The following is a 22,063-nucleotide window of genomic DNA, read 5'->3' as shown; positions in this document are numbered from 1 at the left end:
ACTGGTTGCTTACCTTTTTCTCCACAGGAGCTTCCGTGTCCGCGCGCAGCAAATGAATCATCAGCTGTTTCAGAATCAGTCGGCTCTCTTCATCCCGCCCATATACATCGGATAGGAACAGTCTTACATAACGAGCCAGCAAGTGCTCGAATTCCACCGTTTCCAGTACCTCACGATAGGACTGGGGAACATCATTAACGGGTATATCTACATCAAAATGAATATACGTTAGTACCAACGGTTTTTGCTTATTATGTGTTGCAGTAGGATGATCGCCTGGCCTGAACAGAAAACAACTACCCTTGCCAACTTCATACGATCGGTCATTCAGCACAACGGTCCCTTCACCACTCCATACATAAAATAAGTCATAGTTTTGCATCGGTTTTTCCCGCTTCTGCCACTTCCATCCCGGTTCGCAGACAATTTTGGCGACGGCGGGCAAAATAACAAAAGATGACGGCGATGCCTGCAGCATGTCGCCACTCCCCCTTGAAAGTTAATCTCTTTTGCATACTGCATCAAAAATGATGCGATATGTGTTTATATATTTCTGCTCCTGCTGGAGCGAAACGTCTTATTCCATTATACAGCGGAATTCACCGAAACGAAAATGTGCACTTCTCCCATGCTAACCGCATTCGCCTTATCCCCTCTTCAATCTCCTCTTTCTCCAGATGTGCAAAGCCAAAACACACAGCCGGCGGACCTGGAGTCAGCCAATAACGAACCGCATCACGGAATACGACACCTTCTTCCTGAGCCAGTGCCTTGAACCGCTCGTAACTGTCAATATCCCCTTTCCACGTAGCATAAATATGCAATCCAGCATCCCCAGGCTGCATGATGAAAGGTTCCGGTAATTCCCGCTTCATCTCACTGACAAAAAAAGCATGCCGTTCCCCATAGAGACGGGTTAACCGTCTTAGATGGCGCAAATACCCTCCTCGGGCCATAAACTTCGCAAGTGCACGCTGCTCCAGAAGGGCAGGAGGTACGGGTTCGTACAGTGCTTTTGCAGCGATCAGTGGCTGCACCAGACTGGGTGGCAGAACCGCGTAACCAAGCCGGAAGGATGCAACCATCGTTTGTGAGAACGATCCGACATAAATGACCCGTTGTTCACGATCGAGTACTTTGAGCGGTTCAATCGGCCTACCTCCCCAGCGAAATTCACTATCATAATCATCTTCAATAATGACGGCATTTCGCTCCGAGGCCCATTCAAGTATGGCTCTCCGTCTGTCCAGACCAAGGACAGCCCCTGTAGGAAACTGGCGAGTAGGTGTCACAAATAACGTCTGTGCTTCCCAGGACTGCGGAATAATCCCCCCGGTATCTACTTCCGCTGGAATAATCTTTCCACCGCAGGACTTAACGGCATGAGCAATTCCCTGATATCCCGGGTTTTCCAATACAACAGCGGCCCCCTCAGGGATAAGCAGCTGTGCTATCAAAGTGATGCCCTGCATGGAACCACTAAACAGTACGATCTGTGATGCCTCAGCCTGAATGCCCCGTGTCCACCTCAGATGTGATGCGATGGCCTCACGTAGTTCAAGGTCTCCGGCAGCACCACTTCGTTCATGCGATCCGCTCCGATGAACGGCGGCCAGCGCACTTTTCCATTCCGCTTGTGGGAAATGCTCGGCAGGCATACGCTGTACATGGAAGTTGATGACCCGTTGCTCCCGGTCAATGGCTGACGGTTTTTCCTTTTCATTCTGAATATTCAGCGTACTCACCCGCTCTCCCCATGGAGAAAGTTGAATCATTGCCTCCTGCTCTGCATGGTCCTGTGCTGTTATGGTGTCCGAAACAAAAGTCCCTCTTCCCCTATGCGCTCGCACGTAACCATCAGCCAGCAGCATGTCATATACCTGTGCCACGGAGCCGCGTGACATTTCATATTGACGTGCCAACTCTCGAGTGGAAGGCAGTCTTGTGCCTCCAACCAGCGTCCCTGCATGAATGGCGTCACGCAAAGCATGGTACAATGCCTCGTATTTGTAACGGTGTTGAACCACGTATGAATCCATAGGCAGCCACAATTCCATCGTGCACCTCTTTTTCCAAATAAATTGGTCTATTAAAGTGAATGTAAATTGGATCTTTTTATATGTCAATGCAAGTTCTATTGTTATGGCTAAGGTACAGCGATTTAATCCACATGCTATTCAAGGGGGAACACCGATGAGAAGAAAAGAATTCAATGTAGATGAAGAACAGGAAATGATAACATTTCTGGACCAATGCTCCTTTGGTTTTCTGGGAACGGTTAGTCCGGACGGGCAGCCACGGGTAACACCGCTAAACTTCGTATATATGGACGGTTGTTTTTATTTCCATGGCAGTCTTGCCGGAGAGAAAATGAAACAGATCAAGCAGGATTCCTCCGTCAGTTTTACCGTGGCAGAAGAGTTTTCTCTGATTCCATCTTATTTCAGTGATCCTGAATTAGCTTGTCCGGCAACTTCTTTTTTCAAAAGTGTAATGGCATTCGGACAGGCAGAGCCGGTTCAGGATCTGGATGTTAAGGGCCAGGTTCTTCAACGCTTTATGGAGAAACTCCAGCCGCAGGGCGGATATGTCCCCATTGATGCAGCAGATCCCCGCTACAAGGGTAATCTGAAAGCCGTTGCTGTGGTCCGCATTGTTCCTGAACGGATCAGTGCCAAGTTCAAATTTGGACAGAACCTCTCGGCTGAACGCTTTGACCATATTAGCGGCGAACTGGAACAGCGTAACGAAGGACGAGATGCAGAAACTGCCGAAATGATGCGGAAATATTGTCCTTTCCATCAGAAATAACATTCATTTTCCATCGTATAATCAATCGGGAGAAGTAACATTAACCTAACTCAAAAACACCCGCAACAACGCGGTGAAGTGATAAAACTGTCATTATGCGTAATTTCCGTGACGGGGGCAAGGCAAGGTGTTATAATGTTAGGCAGTTGAATCCCAAAGACTTGGAAGGATGAAAAGAATGAATCCACTGGCTGAACAGTTGAACGAAAGTATTCAGGCAGGCAGCAGTCACGTCTACTCCATGCTGTCGCAGCTCGGCAAAGAAATCTATTTTCCAAAAGAAGGTATCTTGAGTCAGTCTGCTGAAGCAGCAAGTCTGGCCAAAACCTACAATGCTACGATTGGTATTGCTCTGGAGGGCGGTGTGCCGATGCACCTAGCTGTTATTCAGGATAAGCTGTCCGCATACCAACCGAAAGATTTGTACCCTTATGCTCCGCCTGCAGGGAAGCCTGAGTTGCGGACCGTATGGAGAGACAAGATGCTGAAGGAAACACCTTCCCTTGAAGGTAAAACATTTGGTAACCCCATTGTGACTAACGCATTAACTCATGGACTGAGTATCGTAGCCGACCTGTTCGCCGAAGAAGGGGACGCTGTTATATATCCGGATAAAAACTGGGAAAATTATGAGCTGACCTTCGGAATTCGTCGTCATGGCGAGTTAATTCATTATCCCCTGTTCGATGATCAATTGAACTTCAACAGTGCAGGCCTGCTCGAAGCGTTGCTTGCGCAGAAGAACAAAGGCAAAGCCATCGTGCTGCTGAACTTCCCGAACAACCCAACAGGTTATACGCCTGGAGCCGAAGAAGCAGATGCAATCGTGGATACGATCCGTCAAGCGGCTGAGGCTGGTGTGAACGTCGTTGCTGTGACAGATGATGCCTACTTTGGTCTCTTCTTCGAAGATTCCATTCACGAATCCCTGTTTGGCAAACTGGCGAACCTCCACCCACGTGTGTTAACTGTCAAAGTTGACGGTGCCACGAAGGAAGAATTCGTATGGGGCTTCCGCGTTGGATTCATCACGTACGCCCATGAAGATGCTGCAGTTCTCCATGCTCTGGAGCAAAAAACACTCGGTATTATCCGGGCAACCATCTCCAGTGGTCCGCATCCTTCCCAAACTTTTGTATTGGATGCGCTGAAAGCACCTGAGTTCGAAGCACAGAAGCTGGAGAAGTTTGAAATCATGAAAGGCCGCGCCAACAAAGTAAAAGCCATCCTCGATAGCGGTAAATACGGTGAGGTATGGGATTACTATCCGTTCAACTCTGGTTACTTCATGTGCCTGAAGCTGAAGGATGTCGGCGCAGAGCAGCTCCGGACCCATTTGCTACAGAAATACGGCGTCGGTACGATTGCGCTGGGTGAGGCGGATCTGCGAATCGCCTTCTCCTGTATTGAAGAATCCGGACTGGAAGATCTGTTCGACACGATTTATCGTGGAGTTTTGGATCTACAGACAACTTAATTTATATGCAGTAATGCTAATCCAAATAAATAAGTCAGGGAGCGGACTTGCATCCGTTGCCTGACTCAAATACGAACCCCTTAGTATCCTGATGAATGTCTCTCGATATAAAGGGGTATTTTGTGTTCTGCTTTGAAAACGTGTGGCTATCTTGACGGGCAAAGGCCCAAAACGATGATTTTCAGGCTCAACCGGGCAACGGCCCAATCAGCCTATCCCCAAGGAACATAATATACGATGTACGCAAGGGCGTGCCCAACACCACTTGAAAGGGGAATGACCATGTCTGGAGTAGTTGAAGAAACAAGAGGCGGTTATGGATGCGGCGGTTACGGTTACGGAGGAGGATTTACAAATACAGGTGCCATTCTCGTTCTGTTCATCTTGCTCGTCATTATCACAAAATCGTTCCTCTGTTAGTTCATACGTCCTCACCAGGAGTCGGAACAAGGTAAGCTGACTGTAGCACAAAGAAGGGTATTCCGGGATACAGCTCGGAATACCCTTCTTTTGTTATGTTACGCAAGCGTCCCTAGTCGGCGTTGCCATTGAACGTTAACTAGTCAGACGCTCGATCGTTCATTCATCCTCTTCTTCTTTCAACCACTTGTTGCCCTGAGAACGTCGCATCAAGTAGATGACCAGCACACCAAGAACCAGTGCTGCTCCGATCATGCTCAGTCCATTCCATCCTGCAACCAGCATCGGCAGCCACATGAGCAAGGCAGTCAGTGCATGCAGATTCGAGATGAACCCCAGCACCTGGGAACGACGACTTTCTCCCGAGATGGGATAAATCATAATCCAGAACGATTCACCATGACTGCGACGCAGTGCACCCAGTTGCACACCCACAAGCAGCAGGAAGAACAGGTATACACCAATCCCGAAATAACTGCCTGCCGTCCACCAGGACAGCAGCATGCCCAGTACAACCAAGCGCACAACGATAGAGAACACTTCAGTTCGGATGAACGTTTTGGTGATCAGATAGCGATAGGCTTTCCCTGCGTTCCACGGGAGGCCACTCCCCCATTTGCTGAGCCAGCGGCGAGAACTTACTTTTTGGCCTGATGAAGGCACATCTACGAACCATCCCAGCGTGCGCATCACTCGTCCAGCCTGGCCCTGCTCCACCTGAATGAGACGGTCCCATGAAACCCGATGTTTCAGAGGGATACGCAGAGCAACGATATAAACGACGGCCAGCAGCAGCAGGAACCAGATACTGCGCTGTGGAGGCTGCCACAACCAGGCGGCAATCGCCAGTATAGCCAAAGCCCATCGGAGCAAACGATATCCTCTAGCGGCACCGATTTGCACCATGCGCAGTTCTTGCCAAGCCCCATAGCTCGATAACCCTTTCCACAACAGAAGAAGCAGGATAAACCAGCCAAATGGCCTTGCATCCTGATCTGCTCGAACATAGAGCGGCCACAACGTTACAAATACGAGCAGCATACCCAAGGTTTTATAGATAATGCCACGAGCAAAGCTGTTTTTCAGATATTCGTGCATCCGATATTCCTGCGGACGTAAAAATACGATGTCTGCCGGATGTAGATATGTACGATAGCTGCTAAACAGCACCAGTGGCGCCAACAACAGCAACGTAATCCAGCGAATCGGAAATCCCGCCGGAATGTGCTGTACAAACGATGTATACCAGGCTGAGAACGCAATGACGAGAAATAAGAACACCATGGCTACGCCGCTCTGAATGACATAACCCAGATAAGGAAGAATTCCATTCCAGAATCCCGTGCGTCTTTGCTTCCATAACTGCTTGAGATCCATGCTTAATCCCTGCCTTGTACAAGGGAATAGAACATATGCTCCAACGTGGCATCCGATTCCCCGAATTGAGTACGCAGCTCATTCAGCGTCCCTTGAGCAATGACCTGTCCTCGATGCAGGACAATAAAACGGTCACAGTAATTTTCAATGGTGGACAGAATGTGTGAACTCAACAAAATGGATGATCCCGAAGCCTTCATTTCAAGCATAAAATCAAGCAAAGAGCGGATTCCGAGGGGGTCAAGTCCCAAGAAAGGCTCATCAATGATATAGAGTGGCGGACCCGCCACAAAAGCACACATGATCATGACCTTTTGCCGCATACCTTTGGACAGGTGGGTCGACAGACTGGTACTTTTCTCATTCATGCGGAACAAGTCGAGCAGTTTCTCCGTACGCTTTTTGAAATCAGCCTCAGAAACACCATATGCTCTGGCCGTAAACTCCAGATGCTCCATGACTGTCATCTCGTCGTACAGCTCAGGAGATTCCGGTACAAAGGCCATGGCAGATTGATATACCTGTGGATCTTCGTCCCGCTTCTTGCCCATGACCCGCACTTCTCCCTGTTGAGGGGTCATCAATCCTAAAATATGCTTCATCGTAGTACTTTTGCCAGCACCGTTTAATCCGATCAGTCCGACCATTTCTCCGCGTCCAACTTCAAGATCGATGCCGTGGAGGACGGGCCGTTTGGCACTATATCCTCCGCTTAGCCCGTTGATTTTCAATACGGGTGGTTGAACGTTTTCCATCTATCCCTGCACCTCTTTCGTCAGGTTTTATTCTTCAGAGCGTGGCTCTTTACCTTTGCTCCATTTAGGAGCGCCCTTGTTCTTACGATCCTGGTCCCGTTCTGTTCTGCCTGTATTGCCAGCTGGCTTGCCGCCCGCCGGACGTTGATTCGAAGCAGCAGTTCTGGCGCCGCCATTGCGGCTGGCCTGACCAGGTTTACGATCCCGGGACTGCCCTGGTTTTCTGGAGAAAGAATGTCCTTCAGGCCGCGTATCCGGACGCGGATCAGCCTCTAGCACTTTACCCCCGAACAATACACGTTCCGGCAATTCGATTCCAAGTTCCCGCGCAAACTTGCGCATAATGAAAATTTGCGTTTCGTCCACGATCGACAACACGATACCACTGCGACCCATACGACCTGTTCTTCCTGCACGGTGAACATAATGTTCCGAATCAAATGCAGGGTCATAGTTAATGACCATCGGCAAACCTTCAATATCCAGTCCTCTGGCTGCAACCTCGCTCGCGATCAGCAGTTGCAGTTTCCCGTTACGGAAAGCGGATAGCACGTTGCTGCGGGTCACTTTGTCAGCATCTCCATACAGCGCAGCTGCCGAGAAGCCCAGATGATTCATTTTCGCTTCAACCTCGCCAATATCCTCGGTAGCATTCACAAAGACGATGGCACGATCCGGGTTATACTGTCTAACCAGACGGCGCAGCATATCAATTTTGTTGCGGTTTTCTTCTACAAAATAAAAATGCTCAAGTCCCGCCGCAGTTGCCCGGTCCGGTTCAATTCCGATCTGTACCGGCTCTTTCATCTCCCGCTTCGCAAGTCCAGCAGTGTGCTCATCAATCGTTGCTGACAAGAAAATAAGCTGACGGTCGCGCAGGGCACTGCGCAATACGAAGTCCACGTCACTTACCCCGCCGAGCTGGAATACCTGGTCTGCCTCGTCAATAACAATCGTGGAGACATTGTGCATTTTCAGCTTTTTCAGCGTGATCAATTCCTTCAGACGTCCTGGCGTTCCTACAACCAGTTCCGGGTGTTCACGCAGCTTCTCGATCTGACGTTTTACTGCGGCGCCGCCAATTAGCCCCAGAACGCCAATTTTGCGTTCTTCTCCATAGCGCTGTGCTTCGCGGACAATCTGCATCGCCAGCTCTTGTGTAGGAGCTATGATGAGCTTCTGTGTCCCTTTTACATCACTTTTGATGGATTGCAGCAGTGGCAGCAAATAGGCGAGTGTCTTGCCTGTTCCCGTCTGAGATTTTGAAACCACATCGCGACCTTCCAAAATAACCGGGATTGTCTGTGCCTGTACCGGTGAAGGTTCGTTGATGCCATGTTTGGCGAGTACAGCCTCAAGATCCTGTTCTACGCCAATTGAAGCAAATGTTTGATTCGTCATGTATGTCCATCCTTTAAATTTATTCGTTTTGATGCTCTAGCCCTGCTTGTACTAATAAAACCGAAGCCTGTCATCACATTACCTTTCATTATATGCGAAAAAAGCCTGCGGACCAAATCTTATTCATGAAACATGTCTTTGCACGCAAAAAAAAGAAAAGCCCCTCGGCGGAGCCCTTCTTTTATCCGATATATGATGCTCATTGTTGCATCTTACTTCTGATTCATTACACCGTGCGACAGTCTGTCAGCGAGACGCGGAAATAGCTGATACAGCCACACTCCAGCCGAAGCCAGTCTGGGCAGATTAACTTCTTCCTTGCGCTTCTTCATCGCCCGGATCATATGCCCCGCAACCTCTTCCGGCTTCAGCATCATCCAGCGTACATTATTAACATAGTTACCGGAGGGGTCTGCCCGTTGGAAGAACGGTGTATCGATGGGTCCGGGATTAATGGTCGTTACCGTGACTCCGGTCTTGCGAAGTTCCTGGCGCAGGGCATTGCTGAAGCCAAGTACGGCATGTTTGGTTGCCGTATATGAAGCGGATTTTGCAGTTCCGATCTTGCCAGCCATGGAAGCTACATTCACGATTTGTCCTCTGCCTCTTTGTAACATCTGCGGCAGCACTGCCTTGGTGCAGCGAACAATGCCCATGTAATTAACGTCCATCATTTCATCGAATTCCTGCACAGACATATCCGTCATCGCTGCAAATTTTCCGTAACCAGCGTTATTCAGCAAAATATCGATTCGTCCGTATTTCTGCAACATCGCATCCACGGCTGCCTGAACTTGCTCATTATTCGTTACATCTAACGTGAGTAGTTCATGTTGCCCTTTCAGCGAAGCACCAATCTCTTCCAGCTTGTCCCGCGAGCGGGCAGCCAGAATCGGGATGGCTCCTTCTTCTATCAGCATCTGCGCACAGAGCGCACCAATTCCGCTCGACGCACCTGTGATAAAAACAACCTGATCTTTCAACATACCCGATGTCCTCCCGTATTGAACACATATTGCCCCAAGAGGCGTATGGTTCTATTCTACGAGATCATCACTTGAATATCCATCTCACCGATTCCGTCCATCAGCAAAGGAATGCTCAATGCCTTCGTTGCACTAAAGGAACTCAGGTATTCAGAATTCATCACTTGTGGAGGTGTAATATCAACAACGACACCCTGATTGGACAGGATGGTACTTGCATTGCCACTAATCATATTGCCAAGTTCCGAAATAGCACTTTTACTCATTTCGTCCATTTCTGTAATGACAAAGCCGCCCATCATGGCAGAAACGATTTTCAATGCAACCGACTCTTGTATTCCAAACACGATGTTTCCGCTCAGTTGTCCAGTCATTCCGATCACGATCCAGACATGGTCTGCAATGTACTCCACATTTTTCACGCCAAGACTCCCGGTGGAAGGCGAAACCTGGATGAGCTGTTCGAATACGTTCCGTGCGGATTCCAGGAAAGGATTAATCACTTCCGCTTTCACTGTCTATTGTCCCCCTTACACTGGGTTATTGGTCACACACCAAAAGTCCCATATTCAATAAATTTATTATACTTTATCACGTACAAGAATTCACCAAGAATTCGGTAAGGCATGTGTACTATAATTTATCGTCATCCGCCGGGCAAATGTTTATAGCTGATTCTAGCGAAAAAACGAGGCTTTTCGCATCTGTTGCAAGAACAATTGCCATGAGGAGGCATGGCAAAAGGCATTTAGGACTTTTTTACTGTTTCTTAAAATGTTAAAAATTTAATTTCTTGAAATAAAATTAATTTCTCGTTCTAATGGACCTCCCCAAATCCATGATGTTCCCTTCATTGCCCTGCTGTCCTGAATCACCTATAATTTAAGGAACGGAACAATGACCAGTTACGGGATTCCACCTATGGATAGACAGAAGACATTTTACGTGCAAGGAGGCTATACATGAATATCAGTCAACTGGAGACGCTGATTACCATCTCGAAAACGATGAGTTTCCGCAAAGCCGGAGAACTTCTAAATCTGACCCAACCCGCCGTCTCGGCTCAGATCAAGAGCTTGGAGGATGAATTCAGAACCGTTCTTGTCGATCGGAACCAACCGGTCACCCTCACCGATCGCGGACAGGTATTTCTTCAACATGCCGAACGTATGCTGGACATCGTGGGTGAGCTGAAACAGAAGCTGATGGATCTCGATGAGACCCCTCAGGGACATATCAGACTCGGTACAACCACATCCATTGCTATTCAGATTTTGCCACGGGTCTTATCCTACTTTCAGGATCAATTTCCACTCATCAAGACCAGTATCCAATCCCTGCCTTCCTCCCAGATCTATACCCAGGTCGAGAATGGTATGGTCGATATCGGTATCGGTTATCTTACAGAGCGTAATCCTAACCTGAATACGTCTGTGCTGTATTATGATACTTTCGAGCTTGTGGTATCTCCTTTCCATCCACTGGCGAAGCAAAAGCATGCCGCGGTGGATGTCCTGCGCAGCACACCTCTGATCTTGCTATCTCCGGATACAGTGGGGCGCCGCTTTACGGAAGGCATTTTCAAAAAACATAATATTGAGCCCAATATCGTTATGGAGTTGTCAAGTAGCGAGGAAGTAAAACGGATGGTTGAGATTAATCTCGGGGCAGCCGTTATATCCAAACAATCCGTTGCCCACGAGTTGCGGCAAGGCACACTGCGCATGATTCCACTGAGTGAACTGGAAGTCAGTCACCCTGTCGGAGTCATTTACAAATCAAGTCGTTATGTGAATTCGGCCATGCAGCAATTCCTGAGCGATCTCAAAGGCATGCCGGAGACCCAGTTCATCAGTTCAGAATGATAAATGAGCCATGAGAAAGGAAGGATTTCCATATGAAATTTGATCTTCACACCCATCATTTTCGTTGTGGTCATGCAGACGGCAATATTCGCGACTATATTGAGGCAGGTATTCAATCTGGACTTCAGGTCATCGGTATCTCAGATCATACACCTTACTTCGGTAGTGACGAAGAACAGGCTTTTCCCCGGATCGCGATGGGCAAGTCGGAATTGCATCATTACGTGGAAGAAGTACTGGCTCTGAAGGAAGAATACGCGGGCAAAATTGATGTGCTGCTTGGCATTGAATCTGACTATTTCCCCGTCCATGCCGATTTGTATCGCAATACACTGGGGCAATATCCTTTTGATTATATTATTGGTTCAGTTCATCATACGGAAGATGTCAGCATATTCAACAAAACCCGCTGGAACGGATTAAGCAATGCACGTAAGGTTGAAGTGAAAGAGAGTTACTATGCTTTAATTCGGCAATCAGCCCGAAGCGGAATGTTCCAGATTCTCGGACATATTGATGCCATGAAAGGAAATTATCCACCTTTCTCGGATATTATCGCGGATCAAGCCATCGATGAAACGTTGCAGGTCATTGCAGAATCGAACGTGGCTATTGAAATTAATACATCGGGTAAAACCAAACTCAGTGGGGGCTGGTACCCTTCCGATGCCATTCTGGAGCGTGCGCATCATTACGGAGTTAAAGTGACCTTCGGATCGGATGCCCACAAACCGCAGCGTGTTGCTGATGAACTGGATGACGTTCGTACACGTCTGCAAGAGATTGGATTCACCGAATGGGTATACTTCAAGCAGAAACAAATGCAAGTTGTACCGTTTTAAACATAGAGCACCACAATAGCCCTCACGGCGGCGTAAAAAAACGCTGTGGGGGTTTTTCTTTGTATCCTAATATAAAAAAAGATGTTATATACGTTCAAATAAATATTTACACAATAATGGAAAGTAGTTCTGTCATCGGAGTGTTGGCGTAGAAATTCCATAGTTAAACTTATACAGACAAAAAAAATGAACCCGCTAAGCGCGGGTCCCAACAGCATTATCTATTATCAAAAAGGGGGTCATGAGATAAGTTTACCCGCTGTCTGTTAGAGTTCAATTGCAGCTATATTTCATTTGTGTAACAAATAATTGAAGTTCGTTTCAAACCTCTGCTGTTTCATTTAATTTCAGCATTTTGCATAATTCGACCCAACTCGCTTCCGAGTAAAAAAATAGACGAATAGAAACATTTCGATCTATATTTTTCTGATTGAAATACGCTCTTTGGATTTATGCAATATACTCTATTCTATGTTACTCGTGGTTGTCGGATACCAACGTTTGCAGGCGATTTTCCCAATGAGAACGGACATGCTGTTCACGATAGAGACTATACACCTTAACATCCAGCAGGGTTTCCGGCGTCTCACCATCCTCATGATTCAAAACAAACGAGGGCAGGGTCCGTTCATAAATCATACCGCTTTTACAAAGAACCCGTTCGGATGATACATTTGCCTCGTAACAGCGGGCTTCTACTTTACACAAATTAAGCTCGGCAAAACCGAATTCCAGCAAACGCTGCACTGCCTCAGTCGCGACTCCCTTACCCCAGCAGGACCTGTTCAGAATATATCCGATCTGTGCGGTACCATTCTGGTCGTTCCAATGCTGGAATGAAGTGATGCCGATGATCTGTTCGCTGCCTTTCCAGCAGATGCCGTAATGCAATGAATCCAGCTTGGCACTGCTGCTGCGGATCTGATTCAATAATCGCCGAGCCCGGATTGGCGTGGGCTGACTCCCCCTGTTTACATAACGGATCACCTGCGGGTCGGAAAACAGCTCCGACAACGTGCTGTAATCACTCTGACGTAATGATCGAAGAACAAGGCGCTCTGTCCATAAAGCAGGCAATCCTTGGCCCAGCATTTTTCGGGTCAGCATGACAATCGCTCCTTTTGCCTAACGGGTTCTAGTCCGGTAAGACAAGCATGCTCTGAGGATGATCCGGCGCAAATAAAATACATAGATAAACAATGAAACATCACTATACTCCACAATACTCCGCTCAGTAGCCCGAACATTAGTATGCCAATTCATTACAGCGGTTTATTCCTGACATAACTAATTCGTTTGCAGCCCGCGATAAACGCCTGTACGAAGCTCTCGGATATAAAAATCAAGCGAAGGTACCTGGGCCTGCTGAGCAATATTTACTTCCTGCTCAATATCATAAGGCACCCTTACAAATTGAAGGTTGAACGGGGTGTTCCGATCGTTGCTGTTCTCTCCTTCAAGAATACAGTAAGAAGCCTGGGTAAAATCAAGCGGGTTACCCACGCTGCCTGCATTGAACAACATTTTCCCATTCATAAATTGCAAGTATGCGTTATGCACATCCCCATATCCCAAGACATCCGCCACACCAAGCTCAGGCTCATCTGCCGGAGGATCGAACATGGCCAACCTCTTCTCAATCTCATCCCACGGCTGTACACGGTGATATACACTTTGGGGAGATGCGTGCACCAGACGGATCGTACGACCACTCAGCTCTAATTGGTGGCTAAACGGCAAGCTCTCCAGATATGCCAATCGCTCCTTACCCAGCCGCTTCGCTTGCCAAGTAAAATTTTCATTGTCCTGATTAACCGCAACCAACTCATCCCAGTTGCCACGGATAACTTGCTCACATGTCTCTCTCACCAGATCAACAACCTGTACTGGATCAGGCCCCTTGCCAACGAGGTCGCCAAGACAAAAGATTCGCTTCAATCCGCGACTCCGGATATCTTTTAATACCGCTTCCCAAGCAGTCATGTTGCCATGAATATCGGATACAATCGCAATTCGTTCCATCTGGCTAACCTCCCCTTATGCTCTATATTCTTTATGTTGTTAACCCTTTAGTTCAAAAACCGTCAATTCCGGCCTGCACAAAAAGCGAATCGGCAGTTGGGTCATGCCAAAGCCTCGGTTCACATAGACTGGCATATGCTTATCCCCAGCGTAATATAACCCTTGAATATACTTGAGTGACCCTCTCGGTGTAGTCAGTGCCCCAATCCAGGGAAAACGCACCTGCCCGCCGTGGCTGTGTCCAGAGAGCTGTAGACCGAAACCGTAAGGTGCTGCAATGTCTGCATAATCAGGTTCATGCATAAGCAGCAGTTTCCACACCTCTCTACTCAATCCCTTGATTGCTACAACAGGATCAGGTCTGCCCGTAAGCGCGTCATCCAAACCTACTATCGCAATACGTGAATCCCCTCGTTCAATCAGAACATAGCTGTTTCGAAGCAACGTGAACCCGGCCTCTTTAAACATCAGCTCCACTTCATGCTGCTGCTGGCCTCGATAATCATGGTTCCCCAATACGGCATATTTGCCATACTTCGCTTGCATTGATGCCAGTGCAGGAATACATTCACGCATCGGTTCTGCTTCCCGTTCAACCATATCTCCGGTAAAACAAATCAGATCAGGCTGCTGTTCCCTTATCGTTTCAGCCAGCTTCTCCATTTGTTTCTGCCCCGTATGGAATCCAAGATGAGCATCACTGAACTGAATCACACGCAGTCCCTCAAATGCTTTTGGAAACTTGGGCAGTTTCAACTCAACGTGCTTGATCTCCAGATGACGAGGCTCCCATAACCAGGCATATCCTCCTGTGAGTATACTGGCACTCGCCGTCATTAAGATCACGCGCAGCAAAAAACTGCGCCGGGAGGGATCATGATCCTTTTCCTCTCCGGGAAAAATGGAGTCCTGCGAATCAAATCCATTCTGTGAGCGCCGGGGCGGCGAGATCTTGCTGCCCTCACGCGGTGTTTCTCCCATGCGTCCCCCTCCTTCTTCCGCTCCAAATCCATCCCCTTAGTATACCATATTCTGCATGACTAGCCCGGTTCCTTTGCGAGTACAGAAAAAGAAGCCGGGATCTTAGGCTATATGTGCCAAGGATCACGACTTCTTCTAATGTGCAGATCCGAAGTTCTGCATTTGATATGACTAGATTACACACCCAACCAGCGTTTGAACATATGTTTGGTTGTTTGTTTGTTCATTTCGGCAATGGAGGTAGTCAACGGAATACCTTTTGGACAAGAGCGTACGCAGTTCTGCGAGTTACCACAGCCCTCAATACCTCCGTCTTCCATAAGTGCTTCCAAGCGGTCTTCAGCGTTCATCTCCCCTGTTGGGTGAGCATTGAACAGACGTACTTGAGAAAGAGCTGCCGGACCGATAAAGTCAGTTTTCTCATTGACGTTCGGGCATGCTTCGAGGCATACACCACATGTCATGCATTTGGACAGCTCGTAAGCCCACTGACGTTTCTTCTCAGGCATCCGTGGACCTGGACCAAGGTCATAGGTACCATCAATCGGAATCCACGCTTTAACCCGTTTCAGGGCGTTAAACATCCGAGTACGGTCGATGACGAGGTCACGAACCACCGGGAAGGTTTTCATCGGTTCGATGCGAACTGGCTGTTCGAGCTTGTCGATCAGGGCTGCACACGCTTGACGCGGCTTGCCGTTGATGACCATGGAGCATGCTCCACAGACTTCTTCGAGACAGTTCGATTCCCAGCAGACCGGGGCAATGGACTTGCCTTCTGTATTAACCGGGTTCCGCTGGATCTCCATCAGGGCGCTAATAACGTTCATGCCGGGACGGTACGGAAGCTCAAACTCTTCGTTGTACGAAGATGACTCCGGGTTGTCCTGACGGGTGATGATAAACTTGACGGTTTTTTTTGCTGTAGCTGTGTCCGTCATATCGTTGTCCCCTCCTTTGAGTGACGATGATTGGTGTTGCTGATGCGCAAAGTTACTCTTTTGGTGCACGGGTGGCGCTCCGGCAGCGGAATGCCCTTCTGATCGCTGTTATCCCCGGATTTTTTTTATCAACCCTTCCCAGGGTTAAAATCCGGTGATAAAGGCGAGCGCTTCGCTTCTTCTGGGCATTTCCGCTTCCTCCGCTACGTCGTGCACGCAGGGTCACTTTGCTGGAAACTGCAATCCATTCATTCTGGTGGCAGTAACATTGAGAAGCTCCGCGAACGCTTCGCCTCTGTGTGTCTACTGCTTTTCCGTTAAGATGCTAAGTCTTTAACTTTATGAATAGACCGAAATTCCGTCTTACTTAATCTTTCGAGTAGTCGCGGATCCGTGGTGGGATCAGGGAAACGTCTACAGGCTCGTACGAAATTTTTGGACCTTCCTTCGACCAGCTTGCGATCGTTGTTTTCAGGAATTCCTCGTCATTACGTTCGGTGAAGTCTGGTTTGTAATGGGCTCCACGGCTTTCGTTACGCAGCAGTGCGCCCAACGTCATCGCTTCTGCCAGTTCAATCATGTTCCACAGCTGACGGGTAAATGCTGCACCCGGGTTGTTCCAACCGGAAGTGTCGTACATGTTGATTTTGCCGTAACGCTCTTTCAATTCCTTGATTTTGCCGATGGTCGCTTCCAGCTTATCGTTGTAACGTACCACCGTCATATTCGCCGTCATCCACTCGCCAAGCTCTTTGTGAATGACATAGGCATTTTCATTGCCCTGCATGTTCAGGATGCCTTCGTATTTATCGGTTTGGCGCTTAGTATAACCTTCGAATACGGAAGAACTGATATCTGCGGACGATTTTTTGAGTCCTTTGATATATTCAACCGCTTTCGGTCCAGCTACCATACCACCGTAGATTGCTGATACCAGGGAATTTGCACCCAGACGGTTCGCACCATGATATTGGTATTCACATTCACCAGCTGCGAACAGTCCTGGAATGTTGGTCATTTGGTTATAATCTACCCACATGCCGCCCATGGAATAATGGACTGCCGGGAAAATTTTCATTGGGATTTTACGTGGGTCATCCCCCATGAACTTCTCGTAGATCTCAATGATTCCGCCGAGCTTCACATCCAGCTCCTTCGGATCTTTGTGTGACAAGTCGAGATATACCATGTTCTCGCCGTTCACGCCTAGGCCCATATCCACGCAGACGCTGAAAATTTCACGCGTCGCGATATCACGCGGAACAAGGTTACCGTATGACGGATATTTTTCTTCGAGGAAGTACCAAGGCTTACCGTCCTTGTACGTCCAGATCCGTCCACCTTCACCACGAGCCGATTCGGACATCAGACGCAGCTTGTCATCGCCTGGAATGGCTGTCGGGTGAATCTGAATGAACTCACCGTTCGCGTAATTTACACCTTGCTGATACACCGCACTTGCGGCAGTACCTGTATTGATAACCGAGTTGGTTGTTTTACCGAAAATAATGCCAGGGCCGCCGCTCGCCAGAATAACTGCTTCAGCCGGGAACGTCTGTACCTTCATCGTTTTCAGATCCTGTGCTACAATGCCGCGGCAGATGCCTTCGTCATCAATAACCGCCTGCAGGAACTCCCAGTTCTCATACTTGGTCACGAGACCGGCCGCTTCCCAGCGACGCACCTGCTCATCCAATGCGTAGAGCAATTGTTGTCCTGTCGTTGCACCGGCAAACGCTGTACGGTGATGCTTCGTTCCGCCGAAACGACGGAAATCAAGCAAACCTTCCGGTGTCCGGTTAAACATTACGCCCATCCGGTCCATCAGGTGAATGATGCCTGGTGCCGCTTCACACATCGCTTTGACTGGAGGCTGATTCGCCAAAAAGTCACCGCCGTATACTGTATCGTCAAAGTGTACCCATGGGGAGTCGCCCTCACCCTTGGTATTTACCGCACCGTTGATACCGCCTTGGGCACATACGGAGTGGGATCTTTTAACGGGAACCAGTGAAAATAAATGAACATGGACTCCGGCTTCAGCCGATTTGATCGCCGCCATCAATCCCGCGAGACCTCCGCCCACAATAATTACATTAGATGATGCCATTGCTGTTCACTCCCTTATAAGTCAGCATTTAAAGTCCAAATGCTTAAATCAGAACTGTCTTAACTGCGTCAATCATCGAAGTGGCTACCTGGAAATCCATGCTCCGAAAAGCAAGCAACGATACAATAAACATGATGGCTACGATAGCAAACAAGCTCATGCAGATGTAGGAAGATACACGCTGCGCACGCGGACCGACGGTAATTCCCCAGCTAACCAGGAACGACCACAAACCGTTGGCAAAGTGATAAGATGCCGCAACCACACTGATCAGATATAAAATAAACGTTACCGGGTTCATCACGATGCCATGTATGACACCGCCAAGCTCTTCGTGTGTAACATTCCCCAGCGCAACCTGGAAACGAGTCTCCCAAATATGCCAGATGACGAACACAAACGTAATGACACCGCTGACGCGCTGCAACGTATAGCGCCAGTTGCGCTCATTGCCAAAACGTCCCACGTTAGGCTTGGCCTGATAGGCAATGTACAAACCATATACACCGTGATAGAACAGCGGCAACCAGATGAGAAGCGTTTCAAGTACAATTACGAGCGGCAGGCCATTCAGAAATGCAACTGCATCGTTAAAGCCTTCTTTGCCGCCTTCAACTGCCGAGAAGTTCGTCACCATATGCTCAATGAAAAACAGACTGAGCGGAATGACGCCAAGCAAGGAGTGCAGCTTTCTGGAGTAAAACCCTTTCATAAAATGTCGATCCCCTTTCGCTAAATACAACGTTTTCATAAATAAAATTCGCTTATCATGACACAAACCTTTCCCAAGGAAAGGTTCGACAAATTGTTCCGTTTTCTTCAGGTGTGAACAACTTGTGTCACGATTCATGTTACTCCTTTTTTTCTTATAAGGGAATTGCAATATAATTATTAAATGTTATAACCTATAGGTATAAGTTATAAACATCGGTCGTGCAGGCCATACAACATGGAGAAATATTTGACAAGGAGATGCCTCACGCAAAGTACGTTCATACGTTCATTAGAAAAGAGGTTAGTGCTCATGTTCGAGGAATTAAACGCTTTTGCGGCGGTTGTAGAGCAGTCCAGTCTGAACCGTGCATCGAAATTGCTGAATCTGTCACAACCCGCGCTGTCTCGCAAAATCTCCAAATTGGAGGATGAGCTCGGCGTAGCGCTCTTTCATCGCCGTGGTAAACGACTTGAATTAACCAGCGTAGGCCGGTTCGCCTATACTTTCGCGGTAGAGCAGAAACAGCAGCAACAAAAATTTCTGACCATGCTGGCCCAGTACAAGGACGAAGAACAAAGCTCCATTACGCTTGGAGCCAGTCTGACAACGCTTCAAACCACTTTGCCACCGCTGGTAAATGCCTTTATGGAGAAACATCCGAATGCTGAAATCAAGCTGGTGACGGGGAAAACACATGAAATTGTCTCTTTTGTCCGGGATAAAAAAGCCGATGTGGGCATCGTTGCCTCTTCTATAAGTGAAGCCGGGCTAAACTGTGTGCCGCTCTTTGATGATCATCTGGAGCTGGTTGTACCCCTAACGCATCCCCTATCGGGTAAAGAAGCCGGAATGGAACATTTGCAAGATCTGCCGATGATTACGTTCTCCAAAGGAACCTGGTATCGAAAATTAACCGACGACCTGTTTCAGCGCTGCGCCGTGATGCCTGATATTCGCATGGAGATTGATTCCTTTGAAGCGATTGTCCGTCTTCTGCCTACCTGCAAAGCAGCAGCCCTGTTGCCCAAGTCGTATCTCCGCCCTCAATTGCTTGCGGACAATGATCTTGTCTCGGTATATCTGCCGCAACTGCAACAGACCCGGCGCACAACCTGCATGATCTATGGGGAAAAGGAAGACCTCAGCCAAACCTCCAGACAGTGGGTCAGGGAAACGGCTGCTCTCTTTACAGCAAAGGCGCCGCTGCCCTCACGGAGGACTACGACGCCTTAGCATTCATATTAATCAGCCGAGCTCAACGCTCTGCTTTCATTTAATAGACTCAGCTCTAGCTCTCTTGGCTGATCACTTCTTCCTCAAAACGGTCAATGTCATCATTCATGCCGATAATCACCATGATATCACCCATCTGAAGCGAGTCCAGTGCAGTCGGGGCAATGATAACCCCGGCTTCCTTTTGCAGAGCTACAATGCTGCAACCAAAGCGTACTCGAGCATTCAGAGTGGACAGCGTTTTATTATGCAGACAGGCTGGAACCTTCATCTCCACAATACTGTAATCATCGGACAATTCGATATAATCCAGCAGATTCGGGGTGACGAGCTGATGGGCAACCCGAATTCCCATATCACGCTCAGGATAAACGACACGATCGATCCCCAGCTTGTCCAGTGCCCGTCCATGAAGGACTGAAATGGCTTTGGCCACAACTGTTTTTACACCGAGTTCCTTCAGTAAAATAGCAGTGAGAATACTGGTCTGGATATCAGCCCCAATGGCAACAACACAGCAGTCAAAATTACGGATGCCCAGGGAGCGCAGCACTTCCTCATCAGTTGAATCCGCGACGACGGCATGGGTGACCAATTCACTCATGTCTTCGACGACTTCTTCATTTTTATCGATACCCAGCACTTCATAACCAAGCTCCATTAATTCCTGTGCCAGACTGGAGCCAAAGCGCCCTAGCCCAATTACCGCAAACTGCTGTGTTTTCATTGTTCTTCACGAACCCCTTATCCAATAATCATTTTGCCTTCCGGATACCTGTACAATTCTTTACCCTTTTTCTGTCCGAGTGCATACGCGAGCGTAATTGGTCCAAGACGTCCCGCAAACATGGTGAAACAGATCAAAAGCTTGCCGATCGTGGTCAGCTTCAGTGTAAGCCCCATAGATAAACCAACGGTACCGAAGGCGGATGTCGTCTCAAATAATATCATCAAAAAACTGCTGTCTTCCGTCGTACTAAGCACCATCGTAACGGCAATAATGAGCAACAGGGCAAGCAGTGTAATCGTCAGTGCTTTGAAAATGCGTTCTTGTAGGAGCCGATATCTGAAAAAGACGATATCTTCCCGTCCCCGCATCATGGCATAGACAGCTCCGGCCATAATCATGAATGTGGTTGTTTTAATGCCGCCTCCAGTAGAACCGGGGGAAGCACCAATAAACATTAATATAATGATGAAAAATTGCGTTGCCTGTCTCAGGCCAGCAATGTCTACCGTATTCGCCCCTGCTGTTCTTGGGGAAACCGACTGGAAGAACGAACCGAGAATTTTACCACCCCAGTTCAAACCACCCAGTGTCCGGGGATTGCTGAATTCAAAAACAAAAATAACCAGTGCGCCAAATACGATTAACAAACCTGTCGTCAGCAATACCACTTTGGAATGCAGCGAAAGCTTCTTCGTCCTCCGATACTCCACCAGATCAGATAGAACGACAAAACCGATACCGCCTGCAATAATCAGGAACATGGCAGTAAAATTCACGAGTGGATCATACACATACCCGGTTAAGCTGCGGAATTCCCCGAACATATCAAACCCAGCATTGTTAAACATGGAGATGGCATGCCAATATCCATAATAGATGGCCTGCCCCATTGGCATATCAAACGACCACCGAATGGCGAACAACGTGCCACATATGCCTTCCAATATGAGCGAGTAGATCACAACTTTGCGAATAAGACGGACAATCCCCTCCATCGTACTCTGGTTCATCGCTTCCTGCAAAATCAACCGCTCACGCAGAGAGATCCGCCGTTTGAATGCAATCGCCACCAGTGTCGACATCGTCATAAAGCCAAGACCGCCAATTTGAATCAGGATTGCAATTATAATCTGACCCAACGTCGAAAAATGAGTACCGGTATCCACCACAACCAGCCCCGTTACACAGACTGCAGAAGTCGCAGTGAAGAGTGCATCAATAAAAGGAAGGCTGACCCCGCTTCGACTGGATGTCGGGAGCATCAACAGAAGTGTCCCGAGCAATATAATACCCGCGAACCCTAGGACCAGAATTCGGGGTGGCGATAGACGCATCCATTGAACATTCATTTTCACTTGAGTATCATCCACCTCTGCCAAAAAGAAAATGACCCCACG

21 protein-coding genes are annotated in these 22,063 nt (G+C 48.2%); 6 read left to right on the top strand and 15 right to left on the bottom strand.

Annotated features, from left to right (window positions below; translation table 11 throughout):
• Together gpAD87_RS00775 and pdxR are read right to left on the bottom strand one after the other, a co-directional pair.
• Positions 1 to 478: AraC family ligand binding domain-containing protein (locus gpAD87_RS00775; protein ID WP_197521342.1), on the bottom strand; the 478-nt coding region annotated here is incomplete at its 3' end.
• 121 nt (positions 479 to 599) lie between these two features.
• Positions 600 to 2,057: a MocR-like pyridoxine biosynthesis transcription factor PdxR gene (pdxR, locus tag gpAD87_RS00770; RefSeq protein WP_064635741.1), complete on the bottom strand. Its 1,458-nt coding sequence runs from the start codon at positions 2,055 to 2,057 to the stop codon at positions 600 to 602.
• 136 nt (positions 2,058 to 2,193) lie between these two features.
• Between pdxR and gpAD87_RS00765 the strand changes: the two genes are divergently transcribed.
• The 3 genes from gpAD87_RS00765 to gpAD87_RS32060 all read left to right on the top strand — a co-directional run bounded on the left by gpAD87_RS00765 (position 2,194) and on the right by gpAD87_RS32060 (position 4,708).
• Entirely contained in the window at positions 2,194 to 2,811 is a 618-nt protein-coding gene (locus gpAD87_RS00765) for a pyridoxamine 5'-phosphate oxidase family protein (protein ID WP_064635740.1), read from the top strand.
• A 178-nt stretch (positions 2,812 to 2,989) separates the two neighbouring features.
• A complete protein-coding gene (locus gpAD87_RS00760; protein WP_064635739.1) occupies positions 2,990 to 4,288 on the top strand; it encodes an aminotransferase class I/II-fold pyridoxal phosphate-dependent enzyme in 1,299 nt (432 codons plus the stop codon).
• A gap of 282 nt (positions 4,289 to 4,570) precedes the next feature.
• Positions 4,571 to 4,708, top strand: a complete 138-nt coding sequence (locus gpAD87_RS32060) for a hypothetical protein (protein ID WP_162842448.1) — start codon at positions 4,571 to 4,573, stop codon at positions 4,706 to 4,708.
• 159 nt (positions 4,709 to 4,867) lie between these two features.
• Here the strand turns inward: gpAD87_RS32060 and gpAD87_RS00755 are convergent, their stop codons facing one another.
• From gpAD87_RS00755 to gpAD87_RS00735, 5 genes are all read right to left on the bottom strand, one after another.
• Positions 4,868 to 6,085, bottom strand: coding sequence for an ABC transporter permease (locus tag gpAD87_RS00755; RefSeq protein WP_064635738.1), 1,218 nt, complete (start codon positions 6,083 to 6,085; stop codon positions 4,868 to 4,870).
• Between the two features lie 2 nt (positions 6,086 to 6,087).
• A complete protein-coding gene (locus gpAD87_RS00750; RefSeq protein ID WP_063566079.1) occupies positions 6,088 to 6,840 on the bottom strand; it encodes an ABC transporter ATP-binding protein in 753 nt (250 codons plus the stop codon).
• Between the two features lie 27 nt (positions 6,841 to 6,867).
• Positions 6,868 to 8,241, bottom strand: coding sequence for a DEAD/DEAH box helicase (locus tag gpAD87_RS00745; protein WP_064635737.1), 1,374 nt, complete (start codon positions 8,239 to 8,241; stop codon positions 6,868 to 6,870).
• Positions 8,242 to 8,453: 212 nt separating this feature from the next.
• Complete coding sequence (locus gpAD87_RS00740) at positions 8,454 to 9,227, bottom strand: SDR family NAD(P)-dependent oxidoreductase (RefSeq protein WP_064635736.1); 774 nt, start codon at positions 9,225 to 9,227, stop codon at positions 8,454 to 8,456.
• A 56-nt stretch (positions 9,228 to 9,283) separates the two neighbouring features.
• Positions 9,284 to 9,742, bottom strand: coding sequence for a chemotaxis protein CheX (locus gpAD87_RS00735; protein WP_053783211.1), 459 nt, complete (start codon positions 9,740 to 9,742; stop codon positions 9,284 to 9,286).
• Positions 9,743 to 10,189: 447 nt separating this feature from the next.
• On the opposite strand from gpAD87_RS00735, the gene gpAD87_RS00730 reads away from it, so the two are divergent.
• A complete protein-coding gene (locus gpAD87_RS00730; RefSeq protein ID WP_063566083.1) occupies positions 10,190 to 11,092 on the top strand; it encodes a LysR family transcriptional regulator in 903 nt (300 codons plus the stop codon).
• A gap of 32 nt (positions 11,093 to 11,124) precedes the next feature.
• Positions 11,125 to 11,934, top strand: a complete 810-nt coding sequence (locus tag gpAD87_RS00725) for a histidinol-phosphatase (RefSeq protein WP_064635735.1) — start codon at positions 11,125 to 11,127, stop codon at positions 11,932 to 11,934.
• Between the two features lie 474 nt (positions 11,935 to 12,408).
• Here the strand turns inward: gpAD87_RS00725 and gpAD87_RS00720 are convergent, their stop codons facing one another.
• The 6 genes from gpAD87_RS00720 to gpAD87_RS00695 all read right to left on the bottom strand — a co-directional run bounded on the left by gpAD87_RS00720 (position 12,409) and on the right by gpAD87_RS00695 (position 18,700).
• Complete coding sequence (locus gpAD87_RS00720) at positions 12,409 to 13,041, bottom strand: GNAT family N-acetyltransferase (protein WP_082934958.1); 633 nt, start codon at positions 13,039 to 13,041, stop codon at positions 12,409 to 12,411.
• Positions 13,042 to 13,221: 180 nt separating this feature from the next.
• Positions 13,222 to 13,956: a metallophosphoesterase family protein gene (locus gpAD87_RS00715; protein WP_064635734.1), complete on the bottom strand. Its 735-nt coding sequence runs from the start codon at positions 13,954 to 13,956 to the stop codon at positions 13,222 to 13,224.
• A 39-nt stretch (positions 13,957 to 13,995) separates the two neighbouring features.
• Positions 13,996 to 14,937 carry a metallophosphoesterase gene (locus gpAD87_RS00710; protein ID WP_064635733.1) on the bottom strand — a complete coding sequence of 314 codons (942 nt, stop codon included), beginning with the start codon at positions 14,935 to 14,937 and terminating at the stop codon, positions 13,996 to 13,998.
• A gap of 176 nt (positions 14,938 to 15,113) precedes the next feature.
• The gene (sdhB, locus tag gpAD87_RS00705) at positions 15,114 to 15,878 is read right to left on the bottom strand and encodes a succinate dehydrogenase iron-sulfur subunit (RefSeq protein ID WP_063566087.1); all 765 of its coding nucleotides are present in this window, start codon (positions 15,876 to 15,878) and stop codon (positions 15,114 to 15,116) included.
• Positions 15,879 to 16,245: 367 nt separating this feature from the next.
• Positions 16,246 to 17,988, bottom strand: a complete 1,743-nt coding sequence (sdhA, locus tag gpAD87_RS00700; RefSeq protein WP_063566088.1) for a succinate dehydrogenase flavoprotein subunit — start codon at positions 17,986 to 17,988, stop codon at positions 16,246 to 16,248.
• Between the two features lie 43 nt (positions 17,989 to 18,031).
• A complete protein-coding gene (locus gpAD87_RS00695; RefSeq protein ID WP_063566173.1) occupies positions 18,032 to 18,700 on the bottom strand; it encodes a succinate dehydrogenase cytochrome b558 subunit in 669 nt (222 codons plus the stop codon).
• Positions 18,701 to 19,012: 312 nt separating this feature from the next.
• Here gpAD87_RS00695 and gpAD87_RS00690 point away from each other — a divergent pair, with 312 nt between their 5' ends.
• Positions 19,013 to 19,936, top strand: coding sequence for a LysR family transcriptional regulator (locus gpAD87_RS00690; protein WP_064635732.1), 924 nt, complete (start codon positions 19,013 to 19,015; stop codon positions 19,934 to 19,936).
• A gap of 55 nt (positions 19,937 to 19,991) precedes the next feature.
• Here the strand turns inward: gpAD87_RS00690 and gpAD87_RS00685 are convergent, their stop codons facing one another.
• On the bottom strand, positions 19,992 to 20,663 hold the full coding sequence (locus gpAD87_RS00685) for a potassium channel family protein (RefSeq protein WP_063566090.1): 672 nt from the start codon (positions 20,661 to 20,663) through the stop codon (positions 19,992 to 19,994).
• 17 nt (positions 20,664 to 20,680) lie between these two features.
• The gene (locus tag gpAD87_RS00680; protein ID WP_063566174.1) at positions 20,681 to 22,015 is read right to left on the bottom strand and encodes a TrkH family potassium uptake protein; all 1,335 of its coding nucleotides are present in this window, start codon (positions 22,013 to 22,015) and stop codon (positions 20,681 to 20,683) included.
• Positions 22,016 to 22,063 lie beyond the last annotated feature (48 nt).

Origin of the sequence: Paenibacillus sp. AD87 (assembly GCF_001659845.1) — a bacterium.
GTDB classification, from domain to species: Bacteria; Bacillota; Bacilli; order Paenibacillales; family Paenibacillaceae; genus Paenibacillus; species Paenibacillus marchantiae.
The sequence above is the reverse complement of the archived record's forward strand: the minus strand, read 5'-3'. Positions and strand labels throughout refer to the sequence as shown.

Coding starts and splice junctions, on each gene's coding strand:
- sdhA (WP_063566088.1), bottom strand. CDS start 17,988: ATGGCATCATCTAATGTAATTATTGTGGGCGGAGGTCTCGCGGGATTG.
- sdhB (WP_063566087.1), bottom strand. CDS start 15,878: ATGACGGACACAGCTACAGCAAAAAAAACCGTCAAGTTTATCATCACC.
- gpAD87_RS00725 (WP_064635735.1), top strand. CDS start 11,125: ATGAAATTTGATCTTCACACCCATCATTTTCGTTGTGGTCATGCAGAC.
- gpAD87_RS00755 (WP_064635738.1), bottom strand. CDS start 6,085: ATGGATCTCAAGCAGTTATGGAAGCAAAGACGCACGGGATTCTGGAAT.
- gpAD87_RS00750 (WP_063566079.1), bottom strand. CDS start 6,840: ATGGAAAACGTTCAACCACCCGTATTGAAAATCAACGGGCTAAGCGGA.
- gpAD87_RS00720 (WP_082934958.1), bottom strand. CDS start 13,041: ATGCTGACCCGAAAAATGCTGGGCCAAGGATTGCCTGCTTTATGGACA.
- gpAD87_RS00730 (WP_063566083.1), top strand. CDS start 10,190: ATGAATATCAGTCAACTGGAGACGCTGATTACCATCTCGAAAACGATG.
- gpAD87_RS00690 (WP_064635732.1), top strand. CDS start 19,013: ATGTTCGAGGAATTAAACGCTTTTGCGGCGGTTGTAGAGCAGTCCAGT.
- gpAD87_RS00685 (WP_063566090.1), bottom strand. CDS start 20,663: ATGAAAACACAGCAGTTTGCGGTAATTGGGCTAGGGCGCTTTGGCTCC.
- gpAD87_RS00680 (WP_063566174.1), bottom strand. CDS start 22,015: ATGAATGTTCAATGGATGCGTCTATCGCCACCCCGAATTCTGGTCCTA.
- gpAD87_RS00740 (WP_064635736.1), bottom strand. CDS start 9,227: ATGTTGAAAGATCAGGTTGTTTTTATCACAGGTGCGTCGAGCGGAATT.
- gpAD87_RS00765 (WP_064635740.1), top strand. CDS start 2,194: ATGAGAAGAAAAGAATTCAATGTAGATGAAGAACAGGAAATGATAACA.
- gpAD87_RS00695 (WP_063566173.1), bottom strand. CDS start 18,700: ATGAAAGGGTTTTACTCCAGAAAGCTGCACTCCTTGCTTGGCGTCATT.
- gpAD87_RS00715 (WP_064635734.1), bottom strand. CDS start 13,956: ATGGAACGAATTGCGATTGTATCCGATATTCATGGCAACATGACTGCT.
- gpAD87_RS32060 (WP_162842448.1), top strand. CDS start 4,571: ATGTCTGGAGTAGTTGAAGAAACAAGAGGCGGTTATGGATGCGGCGGT.
- gpAD87_RS00710 (WP_064635733.1), bottom strand. CDS start 14,937: ATGGGAGAAACACCGCGTGAGGGCAGCAAGATCTCGCCGCCCCGGCGC.
- gpAD87_RS00760 (WP_064635739.1), top strand. CDS start 2,990: ATGAATCCACTGGCTGAACAGTTGAACGAAAGTATTCAGGCAGGCAGC.
- gpAD87_RS00745 (WP_064635737.1), bottom strand. CDS start 8,241: ATGACGAATCAAACATTTGCTTCAATTGGCGTAGAACAGGATCTTGAG.
- pdxR (WP_064635741.1), bottom strand. CDS start 2,057: ATGGAATTGTGGCTGCCTATGGATTCATACGTGGTTCAACACCGTTAC.